We start from the raw sequence: 20683 nt of genomic DNA on the forward strand, positions 1-20683 counted from the left end.
ATGGCAGTGCAGTCGCCGCGCATCGGCCTGCTGGGCAAGACGCCCCGACAGGCCGAGTTCATCCGCCACAACGCGGCCACCCCGCTGGCCCTCCAGCTCTACGGCTGGATGGAAGCGGGCGTGGAGCGTTCGCGAAGAGCCCGGGTGGACCTGCCCGCCGAGCCCGTCTGTTTCGTCTTCACCGCGCCTGGCCAGAAGCAGGCGCTGGTGGGGTTGATGGCGCCCAGCCAGGACAGTGTGGGCCGGGCATTCCCCCTGGCCGTCTTCACCGAGGTGTCTTCGGCGGAGACGGCCTCGCGGCTCGCGTTGACGCCGGAGGCGTACCAGCCCTTCCTGCGCGCCGCCGGTGCGCTGGCCCAGTCCGCCGCGGAGCTGGAGGTGCCACAGCTGCTGGAGCGCGTAGCGGCGCTGCCCCTGCCGGGGCCGGGGGACTACAGCCTCGCGAAGCGGCTGCTCAACGCCGTGCTGGCGGACCACCACACCGTGGACCTGCTGGGCCCAGTGGTGGAGGGCACGCCGGAAGGTGGGCGTTACTACGCGCTGCACACCTTCCTCACCGCATGCGCGGGCGAGCGCGGCAAGGAGCAGTCACCGGCTGGCGTCACCCTGGACTGTCCGCTGACCACGCGCGTGGGACCGGTGGCCTGGCTGGAGCTGTCCTCGCGGCTGCTCAAGTGGACGCACCAGCCGCCCGCCTTCTTCTGGTCCGAGGGCGAGAAGCCCCGGCTGCTCATCAGCCTGGGAGCGGCCTCCCCTGCCCTCTTCCTCGCGCTGGCCCAGCCCAGCCGTCCGGGCGCCCAGGTGTGGCCGCTGCGCACCGAGCGCCCCGCCGCCATCGACAACGCGCGCAAGGGCCTCACGGCCTCGGCGCGACAGGTCATCGACGCACCGTCCACCACCCTGGAACAGCTGTTGCAGACGCTTTCGCGCTGAAGCCCCGCCACGCCTATGCCTCCCACCCTGGAACAGCTTCGCGAACGTGCCCTCCCCTGGGCCGAGCCCGTACCGGGGGCGTCCCCGGCCGGCGTGCAGGCGAAGCACGAGCCCGCCTACGAGGCCGTCGCGCTGGAAGTCGCGAAGTTGGAGTCTCCGGCCAGCAACGCCGTGCGCTGGGATGACGTCGTCGAGGGCGCCAGCGAGCTGCTGAAGCACACCACCAAGGACCTCTGGCTCGCCTCGTACATGGCCTATGGCCTGTATGCCACGCGAGGCCTGGACGGCGCGGCCACCGGCACGGCCGTGCTCGCCGAGGTGACGGAGCGCTACTGGCAGGACCTCTTCCCGGAGGCGAAGCGGCTGCGCGGCCGGGCCAACGCCGTGGCCTGGTTCGTGGACCGGCTGGGCCGCATCCTGCCCACCGTGGACCAGGCCTCCGTGAGCGCCGAGCCCCTGGATGCGCTGGCGGTCGCGGTGAAGCGCCTGGCCCAGCTCTCACGCGAGCGGTTCTCCGATATGGCCCCCGCGTTCGGGCCGCTCCAGGATGCCATCGCCCGGCTCCGCGCCGGACTCCCCGAGCCCGAACCCGCGAGCGTACCGGATGAACGCACCGCGTCCTCGGAGGACGCAGACGCCTCGCAGCCGCCGGCGGATGGGAGTGCGTCGTCCCAGGACGAGGACACCGCGTCCGGCGAGGATGGAGAGACCGGGGAGCGCGCGGCGGACTCCGCGCATGCCACGCGGCCAGGAGCGCCTCCGGACAGCGCTGAAACGTCCACGAACGGCAATGGCAACCGTTCCGCTCGGGAGGCGGGCAATGCCAGCGCCAACGGCAAACCTGCGCAAGCCAACGGTGCTGGAAACAGCGCCGCCCAGGGCAAAGGCAACACCGCCCAGGGCAATCCCACGGCGAAGAACGCCCCCACCACGGCCAAAGGCAGCACCGCTCAGGACACCGCCAAAGGCAGCGCAGCCAGCCAGGGCGGCGCCTCCGCGAACGGCACACCAGCCCCACCGCGCGCCGCCGCCATCGAAGTCCCGCCACTCCCCGAGCTTCCCGCCGCCCCGGACCTGTCCAGCGTGGAAGCGGTCACGGACTTCCTGCGCACCGTGGGCGGCGCGCTGCTGGGGGCCGCGGGCGCGCTACGCCGGGCAAGCCCCGAGGACCCGCTCTCCTACCGCATCAACCGCATGGGCCTGTGGCTGCACCTGACCCAGCCGCCCGCCGCGGATGGCAATGGCCGCACCCAGATTCACCCACTGCCGGATCTGCTGCGAACCAAGCTGGAGACCCTGGAGCAGAACCAGCGCTGGGGCGAGTTGCTGGACGAGTCCGAGTCGGCCCTGGCCCGCCACCGCTTCACGCTGACGCTCCACCGGTACAGCGCCACCGCCCTGGAGGGACTGGGTGCCGCGTACGCCGGGGCTCGCACCGCGCTGGTACAGGAATTGGCCATCCAGCTCCGCCGGATGACCGGCGTGGAGACGCTCATCTCCACCCTGGGAAGCCCGCTCACGGATGACGCCACCCAAGACTGGCTGCGCGACCACGTCCTCCGCGCGAGCGCGCCCCCACCCGCCACTTCCGCCGCCGTGGTGGCGGTGTCAGTGTCCACGGCCCTGGCGCTGGGGCCCCTGTCGCTGGGCCCGTCTGTCCATGCCGACAGCGCGGCGCTGGAAGCCGAAGCCCGCACGTTGCTGGAGGAAGGCCGCGTCCACGAAGCTGTCACCCGGTTGCAGGCCGCCGTCACCGCCGCCAGCACCGGCCGCGCCCGCTTCATCTCCCGGCTGGAGCTGGCGCGGTTGTGTGCCAATGCGGGCCAGTTGCCGCTCGCGCGCGCCGTCTATGACGCACTGGACGAAGAGGTCTCCGCCCACGCGCTCGACACCTGGGAGCCGGCGCTCGCCGCCGCGTGTCTGGAGGGGTGGCTGCAAACCCGAACCGACGCCGAAAAGGAGTCTGGACCGGTGGCAGTGAAATTTCGAAACCGGTATCGTCGTCTAGCGTTGCTGGACTCTTCCGCCACGCTGCGCGTCGGCGCTTGAAAGACACCCGTCGTACCGCGGCGAAGCGCTCCCTCATGCGACGCCCGCGTCTTCTACGCAGTTCTCAAGGAGAAAGCCGCAGATGAGCAAAGAGAGTTCCGTCGCCCCTACCGAGCGCGTCAACATCGTCTACAAGCCCGCCACCGGCAACGCGCAGGAGCAGGTGGAGCTGCCGCTGAAGGTGCTGATGCTGGGGGACTTCACGGGTCAGGAAGACGCCCGTCCGCTGGAGCAGCGCGCGCCCATCAACGTGGACAAGGCCAACTTCAACGAAGTCATGGCCCAGCAGAACCTCAAGGTCACCCTGACCGCCGCTGACAAGCTTTCGGCGGACCCGAACGCCACGATGAACGTGTCGCTCCAGTTCAAGAATCTGAATGACTTTTCGCCCGAGAGCGTCGTCAATCAGGTGCCGGAGCTGAAGAAGCTGCTCGAGCTGCGCAGCGCGCTCAACGCCCTCAAGGGCCCCCTGGGCAACCTGCCGGCGTTCCGCAAGAAGCTCCAGGCCCTGCTCGCCGACGAGGACGGACGCAAGGCACTCATCAAGGAACTGGGTCTGACCGAAGAGACCAAGTAGCCCTTTCCGGGGGAACCGAATCACCATGGCCAACGAGACCCAGACCCAGAAGTCCACGGGCGTCGCCAATGACGCCTCGCTGTCCCTGCTCGACGAAATCCTGTCCGAGGCCAAGCTGAAGCCGAAGGACGAGGGTTACGACGTCGCCAAGCGCGGCGTGCAGGCCTTCATCACCGAGATGCTGGCGCCCAACCGCTCCGAGGAGCGCGTGGACAAGGCGCTCGTCGACGCGATGATTGCCGAAATCGACAAGCGCCTGTCCTCCCAGGTCAACGAAATCCTCCACGCGAAGGAGTTCCAGAAGCTGGAGTCCTCGTGGCGCTCGCTGAAGTTCATGGTGGACCGCACCGACTTCCGCGAGAACACCCGCGTGGAGATGCTGAACGCCTCCAAGGAAGACCTGCAGAAGGACTTCGAGGACGCGCCCGAGGTCACCAAGAGCGGCCTGTACAAGCTCGTGTACTCCAACGAGTACGGCGTCTTCGGTGGCAAGCCCTACGGCATCATCTCCGCCAACTACGACTTCAACGTGGGCCCGCAGGACATGGAGCTGCTCCGCAAGTGCGCCTCCGTGGCTGCCATGGCGCACGCGCCCTTCATCGGCAATGCCGCGCCGGAAGTGTTCGGCGAGGAGAGCTTCCTCAAGCTGCCCGACCTGAAGGACCTCAAGTCGCTCTTCGAGGGGCCGCAGTACGCCCGGTGGCACTCGTTCCGTGAGAGCGAGGACTCGCGCTACGTGGGCCTGGCGCTGCCGCGCTTCCTGCTGCGCCTGCCCTACGGTGAGAAGACGGTGCCGGTGAAGGCCTTCAACTTCACCGAGGACGTCGTGGGCCACCACGAGCGCTACCTGTGGGGTCACGCCTCCGTGGCGCTCACCAGCCGCGTGGCGGACTCGTTCGCCAAGTTCCGCTGGAGCCCGAACATCATCGGTCCCCAGTCCGGCGGCGCGGTGGAGAACCTGCCGCTGCACCAGTACGAGGCCATGGGGGAGATCCAGACCAAGATTCCCACCGAGGTCATGCTCACCGAGCGGCGCGAGTTCGAGCTCTCCGAGGAGGGCTTCATCGGCCTGGTGTTCCGCAAGGACTCCGACAACGCGGCCTTCTTCAGCGCCAACTCCACGCAGAAGCCCCGGTTCTTCGGCAACACCCCGGAGGGCAAGGCGGCGGAGACCAACTACCGCCTGGGCACGCAGCTCCCCTACATGTTCATCATGACCCGCCTGGCGCACTACATCAAAGTGCTCCAGCGCGAGCAGATCGGTAGCTGGAAGGAGAAGTCGGACCTGGAGCGCGAGCTCAATCACTGGCTCAGCCAGTACATCTCCGACATGGACGACCCCGCTCCCGCCGTGCGCTCGCGCCGCCCCCTGCGCGCCGCGCGCGTGGTGGTGGAGGACGTGGAGGGTCAGCCGGGCTGGTACCGCTGCAGCCTGCAGGTGCGCCCCCACTTCAAGTACATGGGTGCGTCGTTCACCTTGTCCCTCGTGGGCAAGCTGGACAAGGAGTAGAGCCCGTTTCACCCGGCGTCGGTCATTTCAGCTAGTTTAGGGGCTCCAACAAGCCCAGGCTCAGGGTGAGCCTGGGTCCACCAGCGCGCGGACGCGCGCAAAGCGACGAGGTTGAAGTCATGGCTGAATCAGTACACCTGTACCTGAAGGCGAACGGCAGCGACATCAAGGGTGACAGCACGCAGACCAGCCTGGGCCGCGCGGACTCCATCGAGTGCGTCGCGTACAGCCAGAAGGTCTTCACCGCTCGCGAGGCCGGCTCTGGTCTGGCGACGGGCCGCCGCCAGTACGAGGGCATCGAAATCACCAAGCGCATCGACAAGTCGTCGCCGCTGCTGATGAAGGCCCTCTGCGAGAACCAGGTCATCGACGCGACCTTCAAGTTCTTCCGTCCGAACCCGACGGGCGACGGCACCACCGAGCAGTTCTACACGGTGTCCATCAAGAAGGCCCGCATCAACGCCATCCAGCAGACGGTGCCGAACTCCTTCGTGCCGGCGAGCACCAACCTGCCCCCGATGGAGACCCTCCAGCTGGTGTTCCACACCATCAACTGGACCATCACCCAGGGCGGCGTCACGCACGAGGACACCTGGGACACCCAGCGTTGATGTCCGTCCCTCCACCGGCCGTCCGTGCGAGTGGGCTACGCGGGCGGCCGGGGGTTGGGGTACTCCGTTGTTGAAGGAAATCCATGGGCTCCCGAGGCTTGTTGTCGCGCATCGCTGAAGGCAACGGCACGCTCGCCCCGCCTGGCGACGTCGTTGAATCCATCGCCGAGCACCTGCGCAACCTCCTCAACACGCGCAAGGGAGAGTCCGTGGCCTCACCGGGCTACGGCATCCTGGACCTGAACGACATCGTCCATTCCTACCCGTCGGCGATACCGCGGATGACGCAGTCCATCCGGCAGGCCATCCAGGAGTACGAACCGCGCCTGAAGAGCGTGGTGGTGCACTACAACGCGGACCCGGTGGACCCGACGGCGCTGCGCTTCGACATCACCGCCCAGTTGGCCACGCGGGATCGACGAGGCATGGTGCGTTTCCATACCCAGGTGCACCCGGGCGGACGCGTGGACCTGTGGTGAGCCGGGTGAATCCAGGGGTGCGTGGCGGAGGGCGCGGATGTTCAGCAAGTATTACCTGAGCGAGCTGTCGTACCTGCGGGAGATGGGACGGGCCTTCGGGCTGGCCAACCCCTCTGTCGCGGGCCTGTTGGTGGAGCGCGGCGCGGACCCGGACGTGGAGCGGCTGCTGGAGGGCTTCGCGTTCCTCGCGGCCCGCATCCGCGAGCGCGTGGACGACGACGTGCCGGAGCTGGTGCACGGGCTCACCGAACTGCTGCTGCCGCACTACCTGCGCCCGCTGCCGGCCTCCACCATCGTCGAGTTCACCCCGCACCTGCGCGCGCTGCGTGGCCGCTCGCGGCTTGCCGCCGGGGCGGAGGTGGCGTCCCAGCCGATTGACGGCACCAGCTGCGTCTTCCGCACCACCACGGACGTGGACCTGCTGCCGGTGCAGCTCACCGACGCGCTCCTGGACCGGTCGTCCATCACCGCGCCGGTGTTGCGCCTCTATTTCCAGACGACGGAGCAGGGCCGCGCGGAGGTGTTCCGCGAGCAAGGCCTGCGCCTGTTCATCCACGCCGACCTGTCCGCCGCGTCGGTGGTGCTGCTGTGGCTGCTCCGCTACTGCCGCCAGGTGCGCGTGCGCGGCGCGTCTGGCCAGGGAGACGGCATCAAGCTGCCGGTGAATGCCATCCAACCGGTGGGCTTCCACCGGGACTTCAAGCTGCTGCCCTGGCCGCGCGCCAGCGAGGGCTACCGGCACCTCCAGGAGTACCTGACGCTGCCGGAGAAGTTCCTGTTCTTCGAGGTGCGCGGGCTGGACGCCGCCGCCGGGCTGAAAGAGGACCGCTTCGAGATTGCCTTCCACCTGGAGCGGCCGCCGCCCCTGGATGCGCGCATCCACCGGGAGATGTTCCGGCTGCATTGCACCCCCGTGGTGAACCTCTTCAGCGTGCCGGCGGACCCCATCCTCCACCGCACGCTGGACCGGGAGCACCTGCTGCGCGCGTCCGACCTGCCCCCCAACCACGCGGAGATTTACTCGGTGGACTCGGTGACGGGCCTGAAGGCCGGGCGCAACGAGCGGCGCGTCTACCGGCCCTTCTACGAGTTCACCCACACCGCGGGTGGGGACGCCGAGCAGTCCTTCTATCGGCTGCGCCGGGCGCCTTCGCCGCTGGACGAAGGAATCGACACGTACATCACCCTGGAGACGCCGCGGAACATCGCGCCGGAGGTCAACGCCGAGGAAGCGCTGTCCATGGACCTGACATGCACCAACCGCTCGCTGCCCTCGCGGCTGCAGGTGGGTGACTTGACGGCGTCCACCTCCGCCAGCCCCACGCAGGCGAAGTTCAAGAACATCTCCCCGGTGAGCCGGCCCGCGCGCGCGCCGCTAGGCACCGAACTGCACTGGCGGCTCCTGTCGCACCTGGCCATCAACCAGCACTCGCTGGCGGACGCGGCCGCGCTGCGGCGGCTGATGGACCTGTACAACTTCCATTCGCTCACCGACAACCTGGCGGCGCGCGCCAGCCGCCTGCGCATCAACGCCATCCGCGCGGTGGAGACGAAGCCGGTGACGCGCTTCCTGGAAGGCGCGCCGCTGCGGGGTCACCGCACCCGCGTGGACCTGGACGAAGAGAACTTCATGGGCGTGGGCGATTCGTTCCTCTTCGGCTCCGTGCTGGAGGAGCTGCTCGCCTCCCACGTCACCATCAACTCCTTCAACGAGCTGAGCATCCGGCTTCACCCCTCGCAGACGGAGTTCGCGTGGCTTCCGAGGAACGGCTCCCAGACGCTTTTGTAGAGACGGCCCAGAAGCTGGCCGAGCTGGCGCCCCGGGTGGGCTTCTTTCCCCTGGTGGCGTTCCTGGAGCGGCTGACGTCGCAGGCCACGCGCGTGGGCGGCGCGGGGCCCGTCAACGAGGAGATGATTCGCTTCCGGCACGACCCGTCCCTGGGGTTCCCCTCGGGCGACGTGTCGTCCGTGACGCTCCACCAGGTGCCGGTGCGGGCGGAGGACCCGTATTCGAAGCGGCCGCTCTTCGAGGTGGTGACACGCTTCCTGGGCCTGACGGGCGCGGTGAGTCCCCTGCCCCATTACCTGGCCGAGGAGGTCGCGCAGGAAGACCCGGACCACCCGGTGCGGCGCGAGTTCCTGGACCTGTTCCACCACCGGCTGCTGTCACTGCTGTACCGCATCGAGTCGAAGTACCGCGTCACGAGCGAGACGGACACGTCCTTCTCGGACCAGTGGTCCCGGCGCCTGCTGGCGTTGGGCGGGTTCGACACCTACGAGAAGGCCCTGGAGGGCACGCTGCCGACCTGGCGCCTTCTGCGGATCGCCCCGCTGCTGGCCAGCCGGGCGAGGACGTCCGAGCAGTTGGAGGTCGCGCTTGAGGACGTGCTGGGCGACGACCTGGAGGGCGCGCGGGTGTCGGTGCGCCAGTTCGTGGGCCGCTGGGTGGACATCGACGCCCGGGCGCGGCTGGGCCACTCCAACCACCAGTTGGGGCGCAACATGCTGCTGGGCGGCAAGGCCTTCGACCGAACGGGGAAGATTCAAATCCACATCCGGCCGCTGCCGCCGCGCGCCTACAAGCGGCTGATGCAGGAAGGGGACTTGCTGCCACTGGTGAGAGAGGTGGTGGCCCTCTTCGTGAGGGACCCCCTGGAGTACGATTTGGAGCTGGGGCTCACCGAAGGCGTGCAGCACCAGTTCCGGCTCTCCAGCCGGGAGCCGAGTCAGCTCGGGCGGGACACGTGGCTGGGCCTGAGTCAGCAGACGCAGATGAGTGTCCCCGTCGTGAAATGAGTCGTTAGAGCAGGCGGGCGCGGCGCGCGGGGATTTACGTCGCCAGGGCGCGCCCGATATACCGTCCACCACCGCTTTCCTTTTTGGGGGCTCCCATTCGCGTCGATCCGAAAGCGCTCGTCCGTCGCCTGACGCCCACCTCTACCCGTCTGCTCGAGGCCGCCGTGGCCCGGGCCAGCGCGGGACGGTTCTATGAAATCGTCCCGGAGCACATGCTGGTGCAGATGCTGGAGCCGGAGGACTCGGACGTCGCGCGCATCCTCCAGCAGTTCGGCGTGGACCGCCGCCACCTGCTGGCCAGCATGGAGCGCGCCCTCCAGGGCCTGCGCGCGGGCAGCTCCGGCAGGCCCGTCTTCTCCGAGACGCTGTTCCAGTGGTTCGAGGAAGCGTGGCTCCTGGCTTCCGTGGAGCAAGGCGCCACGCGGCTGCGCTCGGGCCTGCTGTTCGCCCAGTTCGTCAGCCGGCGTGCGCGCTACACCGCGGAGCTGTTCCCCGAGCTGGACGCCATCAGCCGCGACGAGCTGATGAGCTCGCTGGACGTGGTGCTGCGGCCCTCGCCCGAGAACGTCGAGGTCGCCTCCGCGGATGCCGCCGCCAGTGGCGCCGCGGGAGGCGCGGCCGGTGGCGCGGGCGGCCGTGGGGATGAAGCCCTCAAGCGCTTCGCCACGTCCTTCACCGGCCGGGTGCGCGAGGGGAAGATCGACCCCATCTTCGGCCGGCACCGCGAAATCCGGCAGATGGTGGACATCCTCTCCCGTCGCCGGAAGAACAACCCCATCCTGGTGGGCGAGCCCGGCGTGGGCAAGACGGCGCTGGTGGAGGGCCTGGCCTGGGCCATCGTCCGGGGCGAGGTGCCCGACGCATTGAAGAACGTGGAGCTGCTGGGGCTGGACCTGGGCCTGCTCCAGGCGGGCGCGGGCGTGCGCGGCGAGTTCGAGAACCGCCTCAAGGCCGTCATCTCCGAGGTGAAGGCCTCCCCCACCCCCATCATCCTGTTCATCGACGAGGCGCACACCATCATCGGCGCGGGCGGCTCGCAGGGCGGAACGGACGCGTCCAACCTGCTCAAGCCGGCGCTGGCGCGCGGCGAGCTGCGCACGCTCGCGGCCACCACCTGGGCCGAGTACAAGAAGTACTTCGAGAAGGACGCCGCGCTGGAGCGGCGCTTCCAACCGGTCAAGGTGGAGGAGCCCAGCGAGGAGGACGCGGAGCTGATGCTGCGCGGCCTGCGCCCCACGTACGAAGCGGCCCACGGCGTCATCATCCGCGACGAAGCCGTCACCGCCGCGGTGCGCCTGTCCAGCCGGTACATCTCCGGCCGGCAGCTCCCGGACAAGGCGGTGGACCTGCTGGACACGTCCGCGGCCCGCGTGAAGATTGAGCTGTCCACCCGGCCCGAGGAGCTGGTGCAACTGGACCAGGAGATTTCGGCGCTGGAGCGCGAGCGCGACACGCGCAAGCGCGACCTCGCCGAGGGCACGGGCGGCCCGGACGAACAGACGTCCCTGGAGGCCGCCGAGGCGAAGCTGAGCGCCACGGTGGATGCACGTGCCACGCTGCATGCGCGCTGGGAGACGGAGCGCACGGCCGTCGCGGCGCTGATGGAGGCCCGCAAGGCCCTGCGCGAGGCCGCTCCGGACACGGACTCCGCGCCACTGAAGGCGGCCGTGGACGAAGCGGCGGCGAAGCTGGCTGCCACGCGCGGCGAGGTGCCGCTGGTGCACGCGGACGTGGACGCGGACATCGTCGCGCGGGTGGTGGCGGGCTGGACGGGCGTGCCCGTGGGGAAGATGCGCAGCGACCTGCTGGAATCGGTGCTCAACCTGGAGGACAAGCTCCGGGGCCGGGTGCGGGGCCAGGAGGCGGCGCTGAAGAAGGTGGCGGAAATCATCCGCATCTCCCAGGCCGGCATCCGCAACCCGGACACGCCCATTGGCGTGATGCTCTTCGTGGGCCCCAGCGGCGTGGGCAAGACGGAGACGGCGCTGGCGCTGGCGGACGCGCTCTATGGCGGCGAGCGCTTCATGACGACGCTCAACATGAGCGAGTTCCAGGAGAAGCACACGGTGAGCCGGCTCATCGGCTCGCCGCCGGGCTACGTGGGCTACGGCGAGGGCGGCCTGCTGACGGAAGCCGTGCGTCAGCGGCCCTACTCCGTCGTGCTGCTGGACGAGTGCGAGAAGGCCGACCTGGAGGTGATGAACCTCTTCTACCAGGTGTTCGACAAGGGCTCGCTGACGGACGGCGAGGGCCGCGCGGTGGACTTCAAGAACACCGTGCTCATCCTCACCAGCAACCTGGCCTCGGACCTGGTGATGCGGATGTTCGAGGACGGCGCGCAGCCCACCTCTGACGAGGTGCTGTCGGTGATTCGCCCCGCGCTCAGCCAGCACTTCAAGCCGGCGCTGCTGGCTCGAATGACCGTCGTCCCCTTCGGCCCGGTGCAGCGCGACGTGATGCGCCAGATTGCCGAGATGAAGCTGGCCAAGCTGGTGAGCCGGCTGCGCACGGCGCACAACGTGGAGACGACGCTGGCGCCAGAGCTGCTGGACGAGCTTGCGCGCCGCTGCACGGAGTCGGAGATGGGGGCGCGCAACATGGAGCAGATTCTCCAGGGCTCGCTGATGCCGGCGCTGTCCCGCGAGCTGCTGCAGCACCTGGTGAGCGGCGCGGTGCCCCCAAAGCTGCATGTGGCCCTGACCGAGGGAGGCGACTGGGACCTCCGGTTCGCCGAGGCCTGAGAGAACCCATGAAACGAACGCTTCAGGCCTCCGCCGTCGCGCTGTCGCTGCTGGCCGGCTGCGCCGCCGTCCCCAAGCCGTCGATGTGCTTCGCCGAGGCGGGCCCCAACGCGCGCTCCTTCCCCACGCCGGACACCTGGTTCGCGCTGCTGCTCCACGGCTACGACAAGGACACGGGCGCCAACCCGCGCCCCAGCGTGGACTGCGCCGGTGCCCCGGTGTGGTGGCAGGACCCGGCCGCGGACGAGTGCCTGGAGGCCGGTCCGGACTCGCAGGCCCTACCTCCCGCGGAGAAGCTCTCCGAGGAGGACCTCGTCTTGGAGACGCTCCAGGCGGGCCAGCGGCTGGTCTGGGTGCAGACGCGGCGCTTCACCAACGGCGAGGCCCTGGGCCCGGTGGCCCTGGTGGAGAGCACCGAGCAGGGCTTCCGCGTGGAGGCCCTGGGCTCGCTGCGCGCCATGGCGAAGCACACCAAGCTGCGCCTGGAGAAGGTGAAGGGCACGCCAATCCTCGTCGCGGAAGGTGACGCGTGCACCTCCGGTGACGAGGAGGTCTGCCGTCGGCACGCGCGCATCATGCCGCTGCGCACCAACCGCTTCTTCAGCGAGTCCGTCTCCAACGCGAGCCGCGCCTGCCTGGGCGCCGCGTGGTTCCCCCTGTCCCGGGAGATGACCTTCGAGCTGCCCAACGGGCTGCGCCGCAAGTTCGAGCTGACGTCCACCCTCACCTTCGCGGAGGAGGGCATCAGCGTGCAGGAGCAGGTGCAGGTGAGCGACTCCGACCCGGCCCAGCCGGACGTGGCCCCACGCCTCTACCGTCGCGCACAGGACACGCGGGCCCTGGAGTTGGCGAACAACGCGTTGGTAGGCAACAAGGCGTCACTGTGGTCGCGCATGGTGGAGCAGCAGGTGCGCATTGGTGCCCGCGCGATGCCGGAGGCCCCCATCTGGGCCATGCCCGCGAAGAAGGCCCCCACGGACGCCGCGGCCCCGGAGACGGCCAGCAAGGCGCAGGCCCCCGCGACGGCGGGCGCGTCCAGCCCACCCGCCAAGGCGGCTGCCAAGAAGCCCGCGGGCAGCACCGCGACGTCCAGCGGCCCGTAATTCCAGGGCCTCATGGCCCCGCCACCGGCCCCCGTGAACCTTCGGTTTTCCGAAGCGCTCACGGGGGCTTTTCCTATTTGCGGCAAAAGCGTCACGACGACAGAGATAGAGGCGTGGGCCCATGGTGGGCCCCGGAAGGAGCGTCCTGGATGCGAGTCGAAATCCGAGCCCGGAACATCCCCCTCACAGAGACCCTTCGAACCTACACCGAGCGTCGCGTGCGCTTCGCCCTGGACCGACTGTCCGACAGGGTGAAGGAAGTCGTCGTGCGGCTGGAGGATGCCAACGGCCCCAAGGGCGGCGTGGACCAGGTGTGCCGCGTGGCACTCCGCCTGGAACACGGGCGGGAGCTGGCCATCGAGTCCTCGGACACCAACCTGCTGGCGGCCATCGACCGGACGCTGGAGCGCGCCAGCAACGCCGTCACGCGAGCAGTGGGCCGCGCGCAGCGCCAGGACGGCGCCCGGCTGCGTGACGCGGCCTGGCAGCCCGACGAGGCCGCCGCGCTGACATGATGTGACGCAGGCACGGCCGCCCCTTTCCGGGCGGCCGTGGCCTGTCCCGAATCGAAAGGATGCACATGCAGGGCGGCACGGGGATGTTGGCGAGGCTGAAGTCCACCTGGGCCCGTGCCCGGGAGCGGCGATGGGTGCGCTGGGGCGTGGACCTGGTCGTGTTCGCCCTCCTCTTCTCGGCGGTGGCCGCGTGGCAGGCCCGGAACCTTCCCGGAGCGGGGACACCCGCGCCCGCCTTCACCCTCCAGACGCTGACAGGTGACACTGTGCGGCTGGACGCGCTCCGCGGCAAGCCGGTGGTGCTGGCCTTCTGGGCCCCCTGGTGCGGCGTCTGCGGAATGGAGTCCTCCAACCTCTCGCAGTTGCGCAAGCTCGCGGGGGACTCCGCGCATGTCGTGTCCGTTGCCGTGGCCTACGAAGACGAGGAGGCCGTGCGGCGCTTCGCCCGGGAGCACAAGGTTGACTACCCGGTGCTCCTCGGGGACGACGCCATTCAATCCGCCTTTCGTGTGAACAGCTTCCCCACCGTGTTCTTCATCTCCTCGGAGGGGCGCGTGGAACGCGCGGCGGTGGGCTACACCACCCTGGCCGGACTGTTCTGGCGATTGCTGCTGTAGATTGCTCGCTTTATGCTGTGGATCCAATGACTGCGGATCCAATTTCAGAGAAAGCATGGCAGATAGGAACAACAATCGCCAAAAGCATAATCACTCGCTGGCTTCGACACGAATCCAGCGCCAACAACCCACAAAGCCTGCTAGACACTTTCAAACATTACATACCCGAAACCCTCGCCCAAAAGCGAGCCCAACTACAGCTCGAGAAGATATCAATCACAATCGCAGAACAGGTCAGCCAAACACTAACGCACGACGGCTGCGAGCTACCAGAAAACTCCATACTCTCAGCCGCACACGCAGTTTCAGACACACTGGAGGCAGCCTACATAACCCCCAAACTCCTTGCGCAAACAAATCTCGATCCCGCAAGTTTGGTGAGGAAATGCAACGAAGTCTCTCCATTTTCCACTAAAGGCCTATCCCCCACAGAGCTAGAACTCTACAAATCAATCCTGTCGTTTTCCGCTCAATTCATATGCGACACAGCCTCACGTCTACCTGGATTCACAGAGCAGACGATAGGGGAGTTGCTGACCAGGGACGACACGATACTTAGAAAAGTAAGTGAAATCGCATCAAATCTTCAGCGACTCAACGAAGCAATTTCGCCACAAGCAGCAAAAAGCTCAAAGGCAAGGCTTGAAAAAGACTTCAGGCTCGCCATCACGAGGCGCCATTCGGAAATTTCACTATTTGGCATTGACGTATCCGAAACAAATCGACACTACTCCTTAACCGTAGCATACGTCTCCCTGTCAGCAAAACACCAACAACCCCCAGAAGACGCAGCCCGAACAACCCCTCCCGTCGACATAAAATCTCCCTCACCAGAAACCTCCGACGACTCAATCATGGGCGTCGAAGAGGGCATCGGCCTTTCGAATGCACTACTCATAACAGGCCACGCAGGCTCCGGAAAAACAACACTCCTGCAGTGGATAGCAGTCCAAGCCGCAGGAATGACATTCCAAGGAAAACTAGCCCACCTAAACAATCGCATCCCATTCTTCATTCGCCTGCGGGATTTCGCAACAGCTCCTCTTCCTCCACCTGAAACATTCCCAAGCCTCACTGCACCAGAAGTCGCAGGCCAGATGTCCCTAAACTGGGCCCACGAAAAGCTATCTGACTCACAGGCGATCCTCCTGATCGATGGCGTAGACGAGCTCCCAAAGACCCGAAGAGCATCGCTCCGAGAGTGGATTATCTCGTTGCGCGCGCAATTTCCGGAAACCGTACTACTCCTAACGTCGCGCCCCTACGCATCTGGCGAGCAATGGTATGAGCGAAACGGATTTAAGCGCGTCGAACTCCAACCAATGGATCTTTATCGAATCGGCGAATTCATAGACCATTGGCATAAGGCAATATTCGAACAACTGACCTCCGAGACACAGCGCGCGGCGCTCGCTCCGCTTGCTTCGGACCTAAAGGAATTCCTAAAGACCCAGCCACGCCTCACAAACCTTGCCAGCACTCCCCTGCTCTGTGCAATGATTTGCGCCCTATACAGAGACAGAAACAGGCGCCTCCCAAAGGAACGAATTGGCCTTTACAAGGCCTGTATTGAGGCACTCGTCGACAGGCGAGATCCGGAGCGGCAAATAAAACTGACTGACTATCCAGATCTCACTTTCCGTCAGAAGAGCCTACTCCTTCAGGACTTTGCATACTACTTACTAAGAAATGGCCTCACTGAAGCATCCCAAGACCAACTCACCACTCGCATATCAAACAGACTCCCAAATCTCGGACTATCCCCCTGCCCCGAAAGCAAAGACGTATGCCAGTTATTACTCGAACGCTCTGGCGTGCTTCGGGAAGTCGTAACAAGTCGCGTCGACTTCATCCACAAAACCTTCCAAGAATTCCTAGCAGCACAAGCCGCGCTCGACGAAGAAGACATCGGCCTGCTGACGCGACACGCAACCGACGAAAGCTGGCGCGAAGTCATCACCCTCGCCGCAGGCCTAGCATCCACCAAGACGGCGGAGAAACTTATATCACACCTAATCAACGAGGGAGATAAAAACAAAAGCACGCGACACCAACTCCACATGCTGGCAGTCGGCTGCATGGGCTCCGTCGTCGAAAGCAGCGAACTGCTCCGCATCGAAGTAAGCAAACGCATAAAATCACTAGTTCCTCCAACGAATATGAGCGACGCAAAAGCACTGGCGGCCGCCGGAGATCTCGCCGTTCCCTATTTACAAGCAAGCGACAAGCTCCTCGCCCACCAAGCAGCCGCTTGCGTCAGAACGCTCGCGACCATCGGGGGCCCCATCGCACTCAATGCACTCAAGTCGTATCGCACAGACCCCAGGCGCACTGTCCAACAAGAAATAATTCGCGCTTGGAGCTATTTCGATCCGAAAGAATACGCCTCATCTCTGCTCTCAGACGCAACAAGCATAGAAATCCGCCCCGGAATCCCACTGTCTTCAATAGAATCCATAAAAAAAATAGAAGACATATCAATCACAGACCCAGAAGACACAGACCTAACACCTCTACTTCACCACAGAGCGATAAAGCATCTCAAGATCGACGGTGGCCGCACGTTAAAGCACATAGACCTATCTCCAATCGAAGCACTACCCAACCTACAGCGACTCAATTTATGGAGACTAACCACAGATAAACTACCTACTCTGCGACATCTCAAAAATCTCATTCGCCTTTCGATAGGAGAAATAGTCAGCATGAGCGACTTCTCAGAAATTAGCGCCATGGAGAACATTCGCTCACTCTCCCTGTTCGAACTCCCCTTCCTTACGCAGTCGCTCGACTTGCGCACCAACAATCACCTAAAAGACATCTACCTCCACAATATTGGCACGCCTGAATCATTGCACAGCATACGCCTCCCGCCCCATCTCGAATCCTTCGAAGTACACATGGACACTCCTCTTTTCTCTGCCAACTTCCTTAACGACATCAACTCACTGACGAACCTAGCTATTTCGGCCCAGAATCCCAAGGCAACTCCATTCGACATATTTGCACCCCACATCGAAAAACACTCAAAAACACTTGAATATATTTCCCTATCAGGCCTAAGCAATGTCGTCGACTTGGCGTTCGCCGGAAAAATCGAACACCTATGGACCCTCTCGATAGACCGATTCGAAGCCCTTAAAAACATCACCTCACTAAACAGACACAGCCGCTTCCTGTCCATCAAACTGAGAAGCATGTCCGAGTCGTTTGATCTCGCAATCCTACAACGCATTGAGCGACCATTCTCCCTGCACATATCTTTCCCACATGGGCGCCCCAACCTTTCCCCACTACTAAGCTGCCCGGCAATGAAGTCTCTTGAGCTAGAATGGGTTCGCGTGACTAGCCCCGAAGTCATCAAACAGCTCAAGTCAAAGACGCATGTATCAATGAAGAACACGCTCTGATAAAACCCAACGTTCAAACTGCGCACGACGTACCAGCCAATCTCCGAAGGTGCGCATGAACGTGGCGCGAGGAAAACGCGAAACACAAGCCCTGGGTGGGCCTCCCCCTCTGTGTCGGGAACGTTGTCGTTTCAGCCGAGGTGCAGAGCAGATGCCCCCTGGGGAGAGCGCAGGCAGGACGAGGTGCCTTACGCGGATGAACTCAACGCGCAGATGGTGAGTAACTGACCAACGGCCGACGTGCTAAGTTGGGGGTAGGCACGCCAGTTCTTTCGTGTCCGTCCGACCAACGACGTGCTGCGGGACGTTGTCGGAGGCGTGGGCACCATGGCCCCTGGCGTGCATCGAAGCTGGTGGAGAAGCAAGGCTGGTTGCGGGTCGCCGGAGCCTTCGAGGCGAGCTGGCTGACGCAGAAGGAGTTCTCTCAGCATAGAGGGGGCGGCTGATCACTCTGCCGTCTTAGGGTATCCGTCCGGCCAACGACGTGCAGAGGGGCATTGAGTGAAGAGTTGGCGCCGTGGACCCTGGCGTGCATGTCGAAGCCGGTGGAGAAACAGGAGTGGTTTCGGGTCGCCGAAGCCTTCGAGGCGAGCGGACTGACGCAGAAGGAGTTCGCCTCGCAGCGAGGTTTGCGATTGAGCACGTTGCAGTCGTGGGTGTACCGGCGCCGCCGTTTGCACGGCAGTCAGACAGTGGGAGTGCGCCTGCTGCCGGTGGAGGTCGCGACGGGGCCCGCGGCGACGGAGTCGATGCTGGAGGTGGCAACGGCGAGCGGAGCGCGGGTGCGCTTCGAGGAGGGCACCGACGTCGTCTACGTGGCCCGGCTCGTCGCCGCGCTGGGGCGGTGAGGCAGTGTTTGCCCTTCCAGCCTCGGTGCGTATGGTGCTGGCCACCGAGCCGGTGGACATGCGCAAGTCGATTGACGGCCTCATGGCGCTGGTGCGCAGCGAGTGGGGAGAGGACGTCTACTCAGGGCATCTCTTCGCCTTCGTCTCGCGCAAGGGGGACAGAGTCAAGGTGCTGACGTGGAGCCGTGGCGGCTCCGTGCTGCTGTACAAGCGGCTGGAGACGGGCCGCTTCCGGCTGCCGCCGGTGGACGAGGACGCGCAGGTGGTGCACCTAGACGCCACGCAATTGGCAATGCTGCTGGACGGCATCGACGTGGCCCAGGTGAGGCGCCAGCCCGCCTGGACGCCTCCCGGGCGTACCGGCACGTGACGCTGCTGGCCGGGGACGCAGCACGGCGGCGGCGTGTTGAGGCCCGGTGCCCCGAGAGCTTCCGCAAGACCACTTCTGCCCCTGGCGCGAGGAGGAGGAGGAGCTCAAAGCCGAGGTGAGCCGCATCGGCGGGGAGGTGGACGCGCTCAAGGGGCAGTTGGCGGCCCTGCAGCGTCACGTCTTCGGCAGGCGGGCGGAGAAACTGCCGACGGTGGATGCCGAGCTGCGATGGACTATGGACTCGACTGCGGCCCGGGCCGACGCCGCGAAGAAGAAGCGCCAGGAGAGGGCCGCCCGGAAGGCGGAGGAGGCCCCGGCGCGGGAGATTCGCCACGCGGTGCCAGCCGAGGAGCGCCACTGCCCGGCGTGCGGCGGCGAGGACTTACGGCCGCTGGGCAAAGGTCGCACCTCGGTGGTGTACGAGCACCTTCCCGCGCGCTTCGAGAAGCAAGTGCACGTGCAGGAGGTGCTGGCGTGCGCGTGCGGCCGGGGCGTCGTCACCGCCCCGCCTCCGGCCAAGGTGGTGGACAGAGGTGAGTACGGCCCCGGCTTCCTGGCCCACGTGGTGACGTCGAAGTGCGCGGATGCAATGCCGCTGCACCGACTGGCCCAGCGGGTGGAGAGAAGCGGCGCGCCCATGAGCCGAAGCACGCTGACGGACCTCTTCCACCAGGCCGCCTCGGTGCTGCTGCCTCTCTCCCAGCACCTCTTGCAGTCCATTGCCGCCGCGGACGTGGTGTGGGCCGACGAGACGCCGCTGCGCGTGCTGGACGTGAAGAAGACGAAGCTGGGCTACCTCTGGACTTTCCTCACCCAGAATGAGGCGGGCGAGTGGCTCATCGGCTACCGCTTCAGCATGGGCCGGGCCAGCAAGACGCCGAAGGAAGTCCTGGGTGGCACCTCGGGCGCCCTCGTGGTGGACGCATACACCGGCTACAACGCGGTGACACTGCCGCAGGGGCGAGTCCGCGTCGGATGCTGGGCCCATTGCAGGCGCCGCTTCTTCGACGCGTTGGCTACCGCGCCCGAGGCACGCGAGGCGCTGGACTTCATCCTTGAGCTGTACCGCGTGGAGGCCCAGGTGCGCGACGCGGACATGGTGCGCACCGCCGCCCACCGCGAGCTGCGCCAGCAGCACAGCGCTCCCGTCCTCACGCGACTGCACGTCTGGCTTGAAATGCAGGCCCCGCGTCACCCGCCCAAGAGTCCGCTGGGCCAGGCCATTTCCTACGCGCTGAAGCAGTGGGAGTCCCTCACGCGCTTCGTCGAGAATGAGCGACTCCCCCTCGACAACAACCGCTCGGAATCAGCGCTGCGGAAGGCGGCGCTGGGCCGTAAAAACTTTCTCTTCGTTGGCCACGAGGCCGCGGGCGAAAACCTCGCGGGCCTCTACGCGCTGGTGGCCACCTGCGAGGCCAACCACGTCAATCCCGAGGAGTACCTGGCCGACGTGCTGCTGCGCCTGGGCAGCCACCCCGCCGCCCGCCTCGACGAACTGCTGCCGCATCGCTGGCGACCCGCGTCTGCGCTCGACTCGTCCTGAGACTCATCAGGAGGCTGTGACGTGGACTTCCAACAGGCGAGCGTGACGACCACGCTGCGCGCGGGCACCGGTGTGCCTGCCGAACGCCGGCCGTCGGTCGGTTACGGCTATCTGGCACGTTTGGGCAGTGCCTCAATCGGAGTTGCTGCCTGGCGCTAGGCATGCTCAACGCGGGCTGTGCGCCGACATGAACTGAGCGATGCCGAGTGGAGCCGCATCGAGCCCCTGCTGGGCTCCAGGAGCGGCCCTCGTTCGAAGCGAGGGGACCGTGACTTCATCAACGCAGTGGTGTGGCGCGTGAAGACCGGGGTGCAGTGGCGGGACTTGCCCGAGCGGTTCGGTCACTGGAAGACGGTCTACAATCGGTTCCATCGCTGGACGAAGACAGGACGCTGGGAAGCCTTCTTCAAGGCGCTGCGGCTCGATGTGGATGAGCTTGGCTCCCTTGCTGACGTGAAGTTGCCCCGGTTTCGTGGAGTTCCACCCGCTGTGCGAAAAGGGTCCCACGATGCCGAAGTCACGTCCCCCATACCCGCCGGAGTTCCGTGAGCGGGTGGTCGAGCTGTTGAAAGCCGGCCGCT

At 65.9% G+C, this 20683-nt stretch carries 16 protein-coding genes and 1 pseudogene; all 17 read left to right on the plus strand.

The features are described 5' to 3' along the window. Complete coding sequence (tagF, locus tag F8M74_RS32275) at nucleotides 1–933, plus strand: type VI secretion system-associated protein TagF (RefSeq protein ID WP_011554791.1); 933 nt, start codon at nucleotides 1–3, stop codon at nucleotides 931–933. A gap of 15 nt (nucleotides 934–948) precedes the next feature. Then, nucleotides 949–2982, plus strand: coding sequence for a type VI secretion system protein TssA (gene tssA / locus F8M74_RS32280; protein WP_141257185.1), 2034 nt, complete (start codon nucleotides 949–951; stop codon nucleotides 2980–2982). Between the two features lie 82 nt (nucleotides 2983–3064). Continuing rightward, nucleotides 3065–3559: a type VI secretion system contractile sheath small subunit gene (gene tssB / locus F8M74_RS32285; RefSeq protein WP_011554793.1), complete on the plus strand. Its 495-nt coding sequence runs from the start codon at nucleotides 3065–3067 to the stop codon at nucleotides 3557–3559. Nucleotides 3560–3584: 25 nt separating this feature from the next. Further along, on the plus strand, nucleotides 3585–5069 hold the full coding sequence (gene tssC, locus F8M74_RS32290; protein ID WP_141257186.1) for a type VI secretion system contractile sheath large subunit: 1485 nt from the start codon (nucleotides 3585–3587) through the stop codon (nucleotides 5067–5069). A gap of 119 nt (nucleotides 5070–5188) precedes the next feature. Next, nucleotides 5189–5680, plus strand: coding sequence for a type VI secretion system tube protein TssD (gene tssD / locus F8M74_RS32295; RefSeq protein WP_011554795.1), 492 nt, complete (start codon nucleotides 5189–5191; stop codon nucleotides 5678–5680). Nucleotides 5681–5763: 83 nt separating this feature from the next. Next, nucleotides 5764–6159, plus strand: a complete 396-nt coding sequence (gene tssE, locus F8M74_RS32300; RefSeq protein WP_140864513.1) for a type VI secretion system baseplate subunit TssE — start codon at nucleotides 5764–5766, stop codon at nucleotides 6157–6159. Nucleotides 6160–6196: 37 nt separating this feature from the next. Beyond that, nucleotides 6197–7948 (plus strand): type VI secretion system baseplate subunit TssF, encoded by a 1752-nt coding sequence (gene tssF / locus F8M74_RS32305; RefSeq protein ID WP_141257187.1) that lies wholly within the window; start codon nucleotides 6197–6199, stop codon nucleotides 7946–7948. Beyond that, nucleotides 7912–8955, plus strand: coding sequence for a type VI secretion system baseplate subunit TssG (tssG, locus tag F8M74_RS32310; RefSeq protein ID WP_020478477.1), 1044 nt, complete (start codon nucleotides 7912–7914; stop codon nucleotides 8953–8955). Before tssF ends, tssG begins: the two co-directional genes overlap by 37 nt. 83 nt (nucleotides 8956–9038) lie before the next feature. Beyond that, nucleotides 9039–11696 carry a type VI secretion system ATPase TssH gene (tssH, locus tag F8M74_RS32315; protein WP_141257188.1) on the plus strand — a complete coding sequence of 886 codons (2658 nt, stop codon included), beginning with the start codon at nucleotides 9039–9041 and terminating at the stop codon, nucleotides 11694–11696. 8 nt (nucleotides 11697–11704) lie between these two features. Next, entirely contained in the window at nucleotides 11705–12799 is a 1095-nt protein-coding gene (locus tag F8M74_RS32320) for a hypothetical protein (RefSeq protein ID WP_141257189.1), read from the plus strand. A 149-nt stretch (nucleotides 12800–12948) separates the two neighbouring features. After that, nucleotides 12949–13314, plus strand: coding sequence for an HPF/RaiA family ribosome-associated protein (locus F8M74_RS32325; protein WP_141257190.1), 366 nt, complete (start codon nucleotides 12949–12951; stop codon nucleotides 13312–13314). A gap of 59 nt (nucleotides 13315–13373) precedes the next feature. Further along, nucleotides 13374–13931, plus strand: coding sequence for a peroxiredoxin (locus F8M74_RS32330; RefSeq protein ID WP_141257191.1), 558 nt, complete (start codon nucleotides 13374–13376; stop codon nucleotides 13929–13931). Between the two features lie 26 nt (nucleotides 13932–13957). Next, entirely contained in the window at nucleotides 13958–17341 is a 3384-nt protein-coding gene (locus F8M74_RS32335; RefSeq protein ID WP_141257192.1) for an NACHT domain-containing protein, read from the plus strand. A gap of 533 nt (nucleotides 17342–17874) precedes the next feature. Then, nucleotides 17875–18189, plus strand: a complete 315-nt coding sequence (locus F8M74_RS32340; RefSeq protein WP_141257194.1) for an IS66 family insertion sequence element accessory protein TnpB — start codon at nucleotides 17875–17877, stop codon at nucleotides 18187–18189. A gap of 4 nt (nucleotides 18190–18193) precedes the next feature. Then, nucleotides 18194–18559, plus strand: a complete 366-nt coding sequence (gene tnpB / locus F8M74_RS32345) for an IS66 family insertion sequence element accessory protein TnpB (RefSeq protein WP_141341701.1) — start codon at nucleotides 18194–18196, stop codon at nucleotides 18557–18559. Nucleotides 18560–18605: 46 nt separating this feature from the next. Next, nucleotides 18606–20102, plus strand: a complete 1497-nt coding sequence (locus F8M74_RS32350) for an IS66 family transposase (RefSeq protein WP_141257196.1) — start codon at nucleotides 18606–18608, stop codon at nucleotides 20100–20102. A 177-nt stretch (nucleotides 20103–20279) separates the two neighbouring features. After that, nucleotides 20280–20495, plus strand: a pseudogene (locus F8M74_RS38705) (transposase); the annotation flags it as partial. Nucleotides 20496–20683: the final 188 nt, after the last annotated feature.

The organism is Myxococcus sp. CA023, from assembly GCF_010998615.1.
Classification (GTDB): Bacteria; Myxococcota; Myxococcia; order Myxococcales; family Myxococcaceae; genus Myxococcus.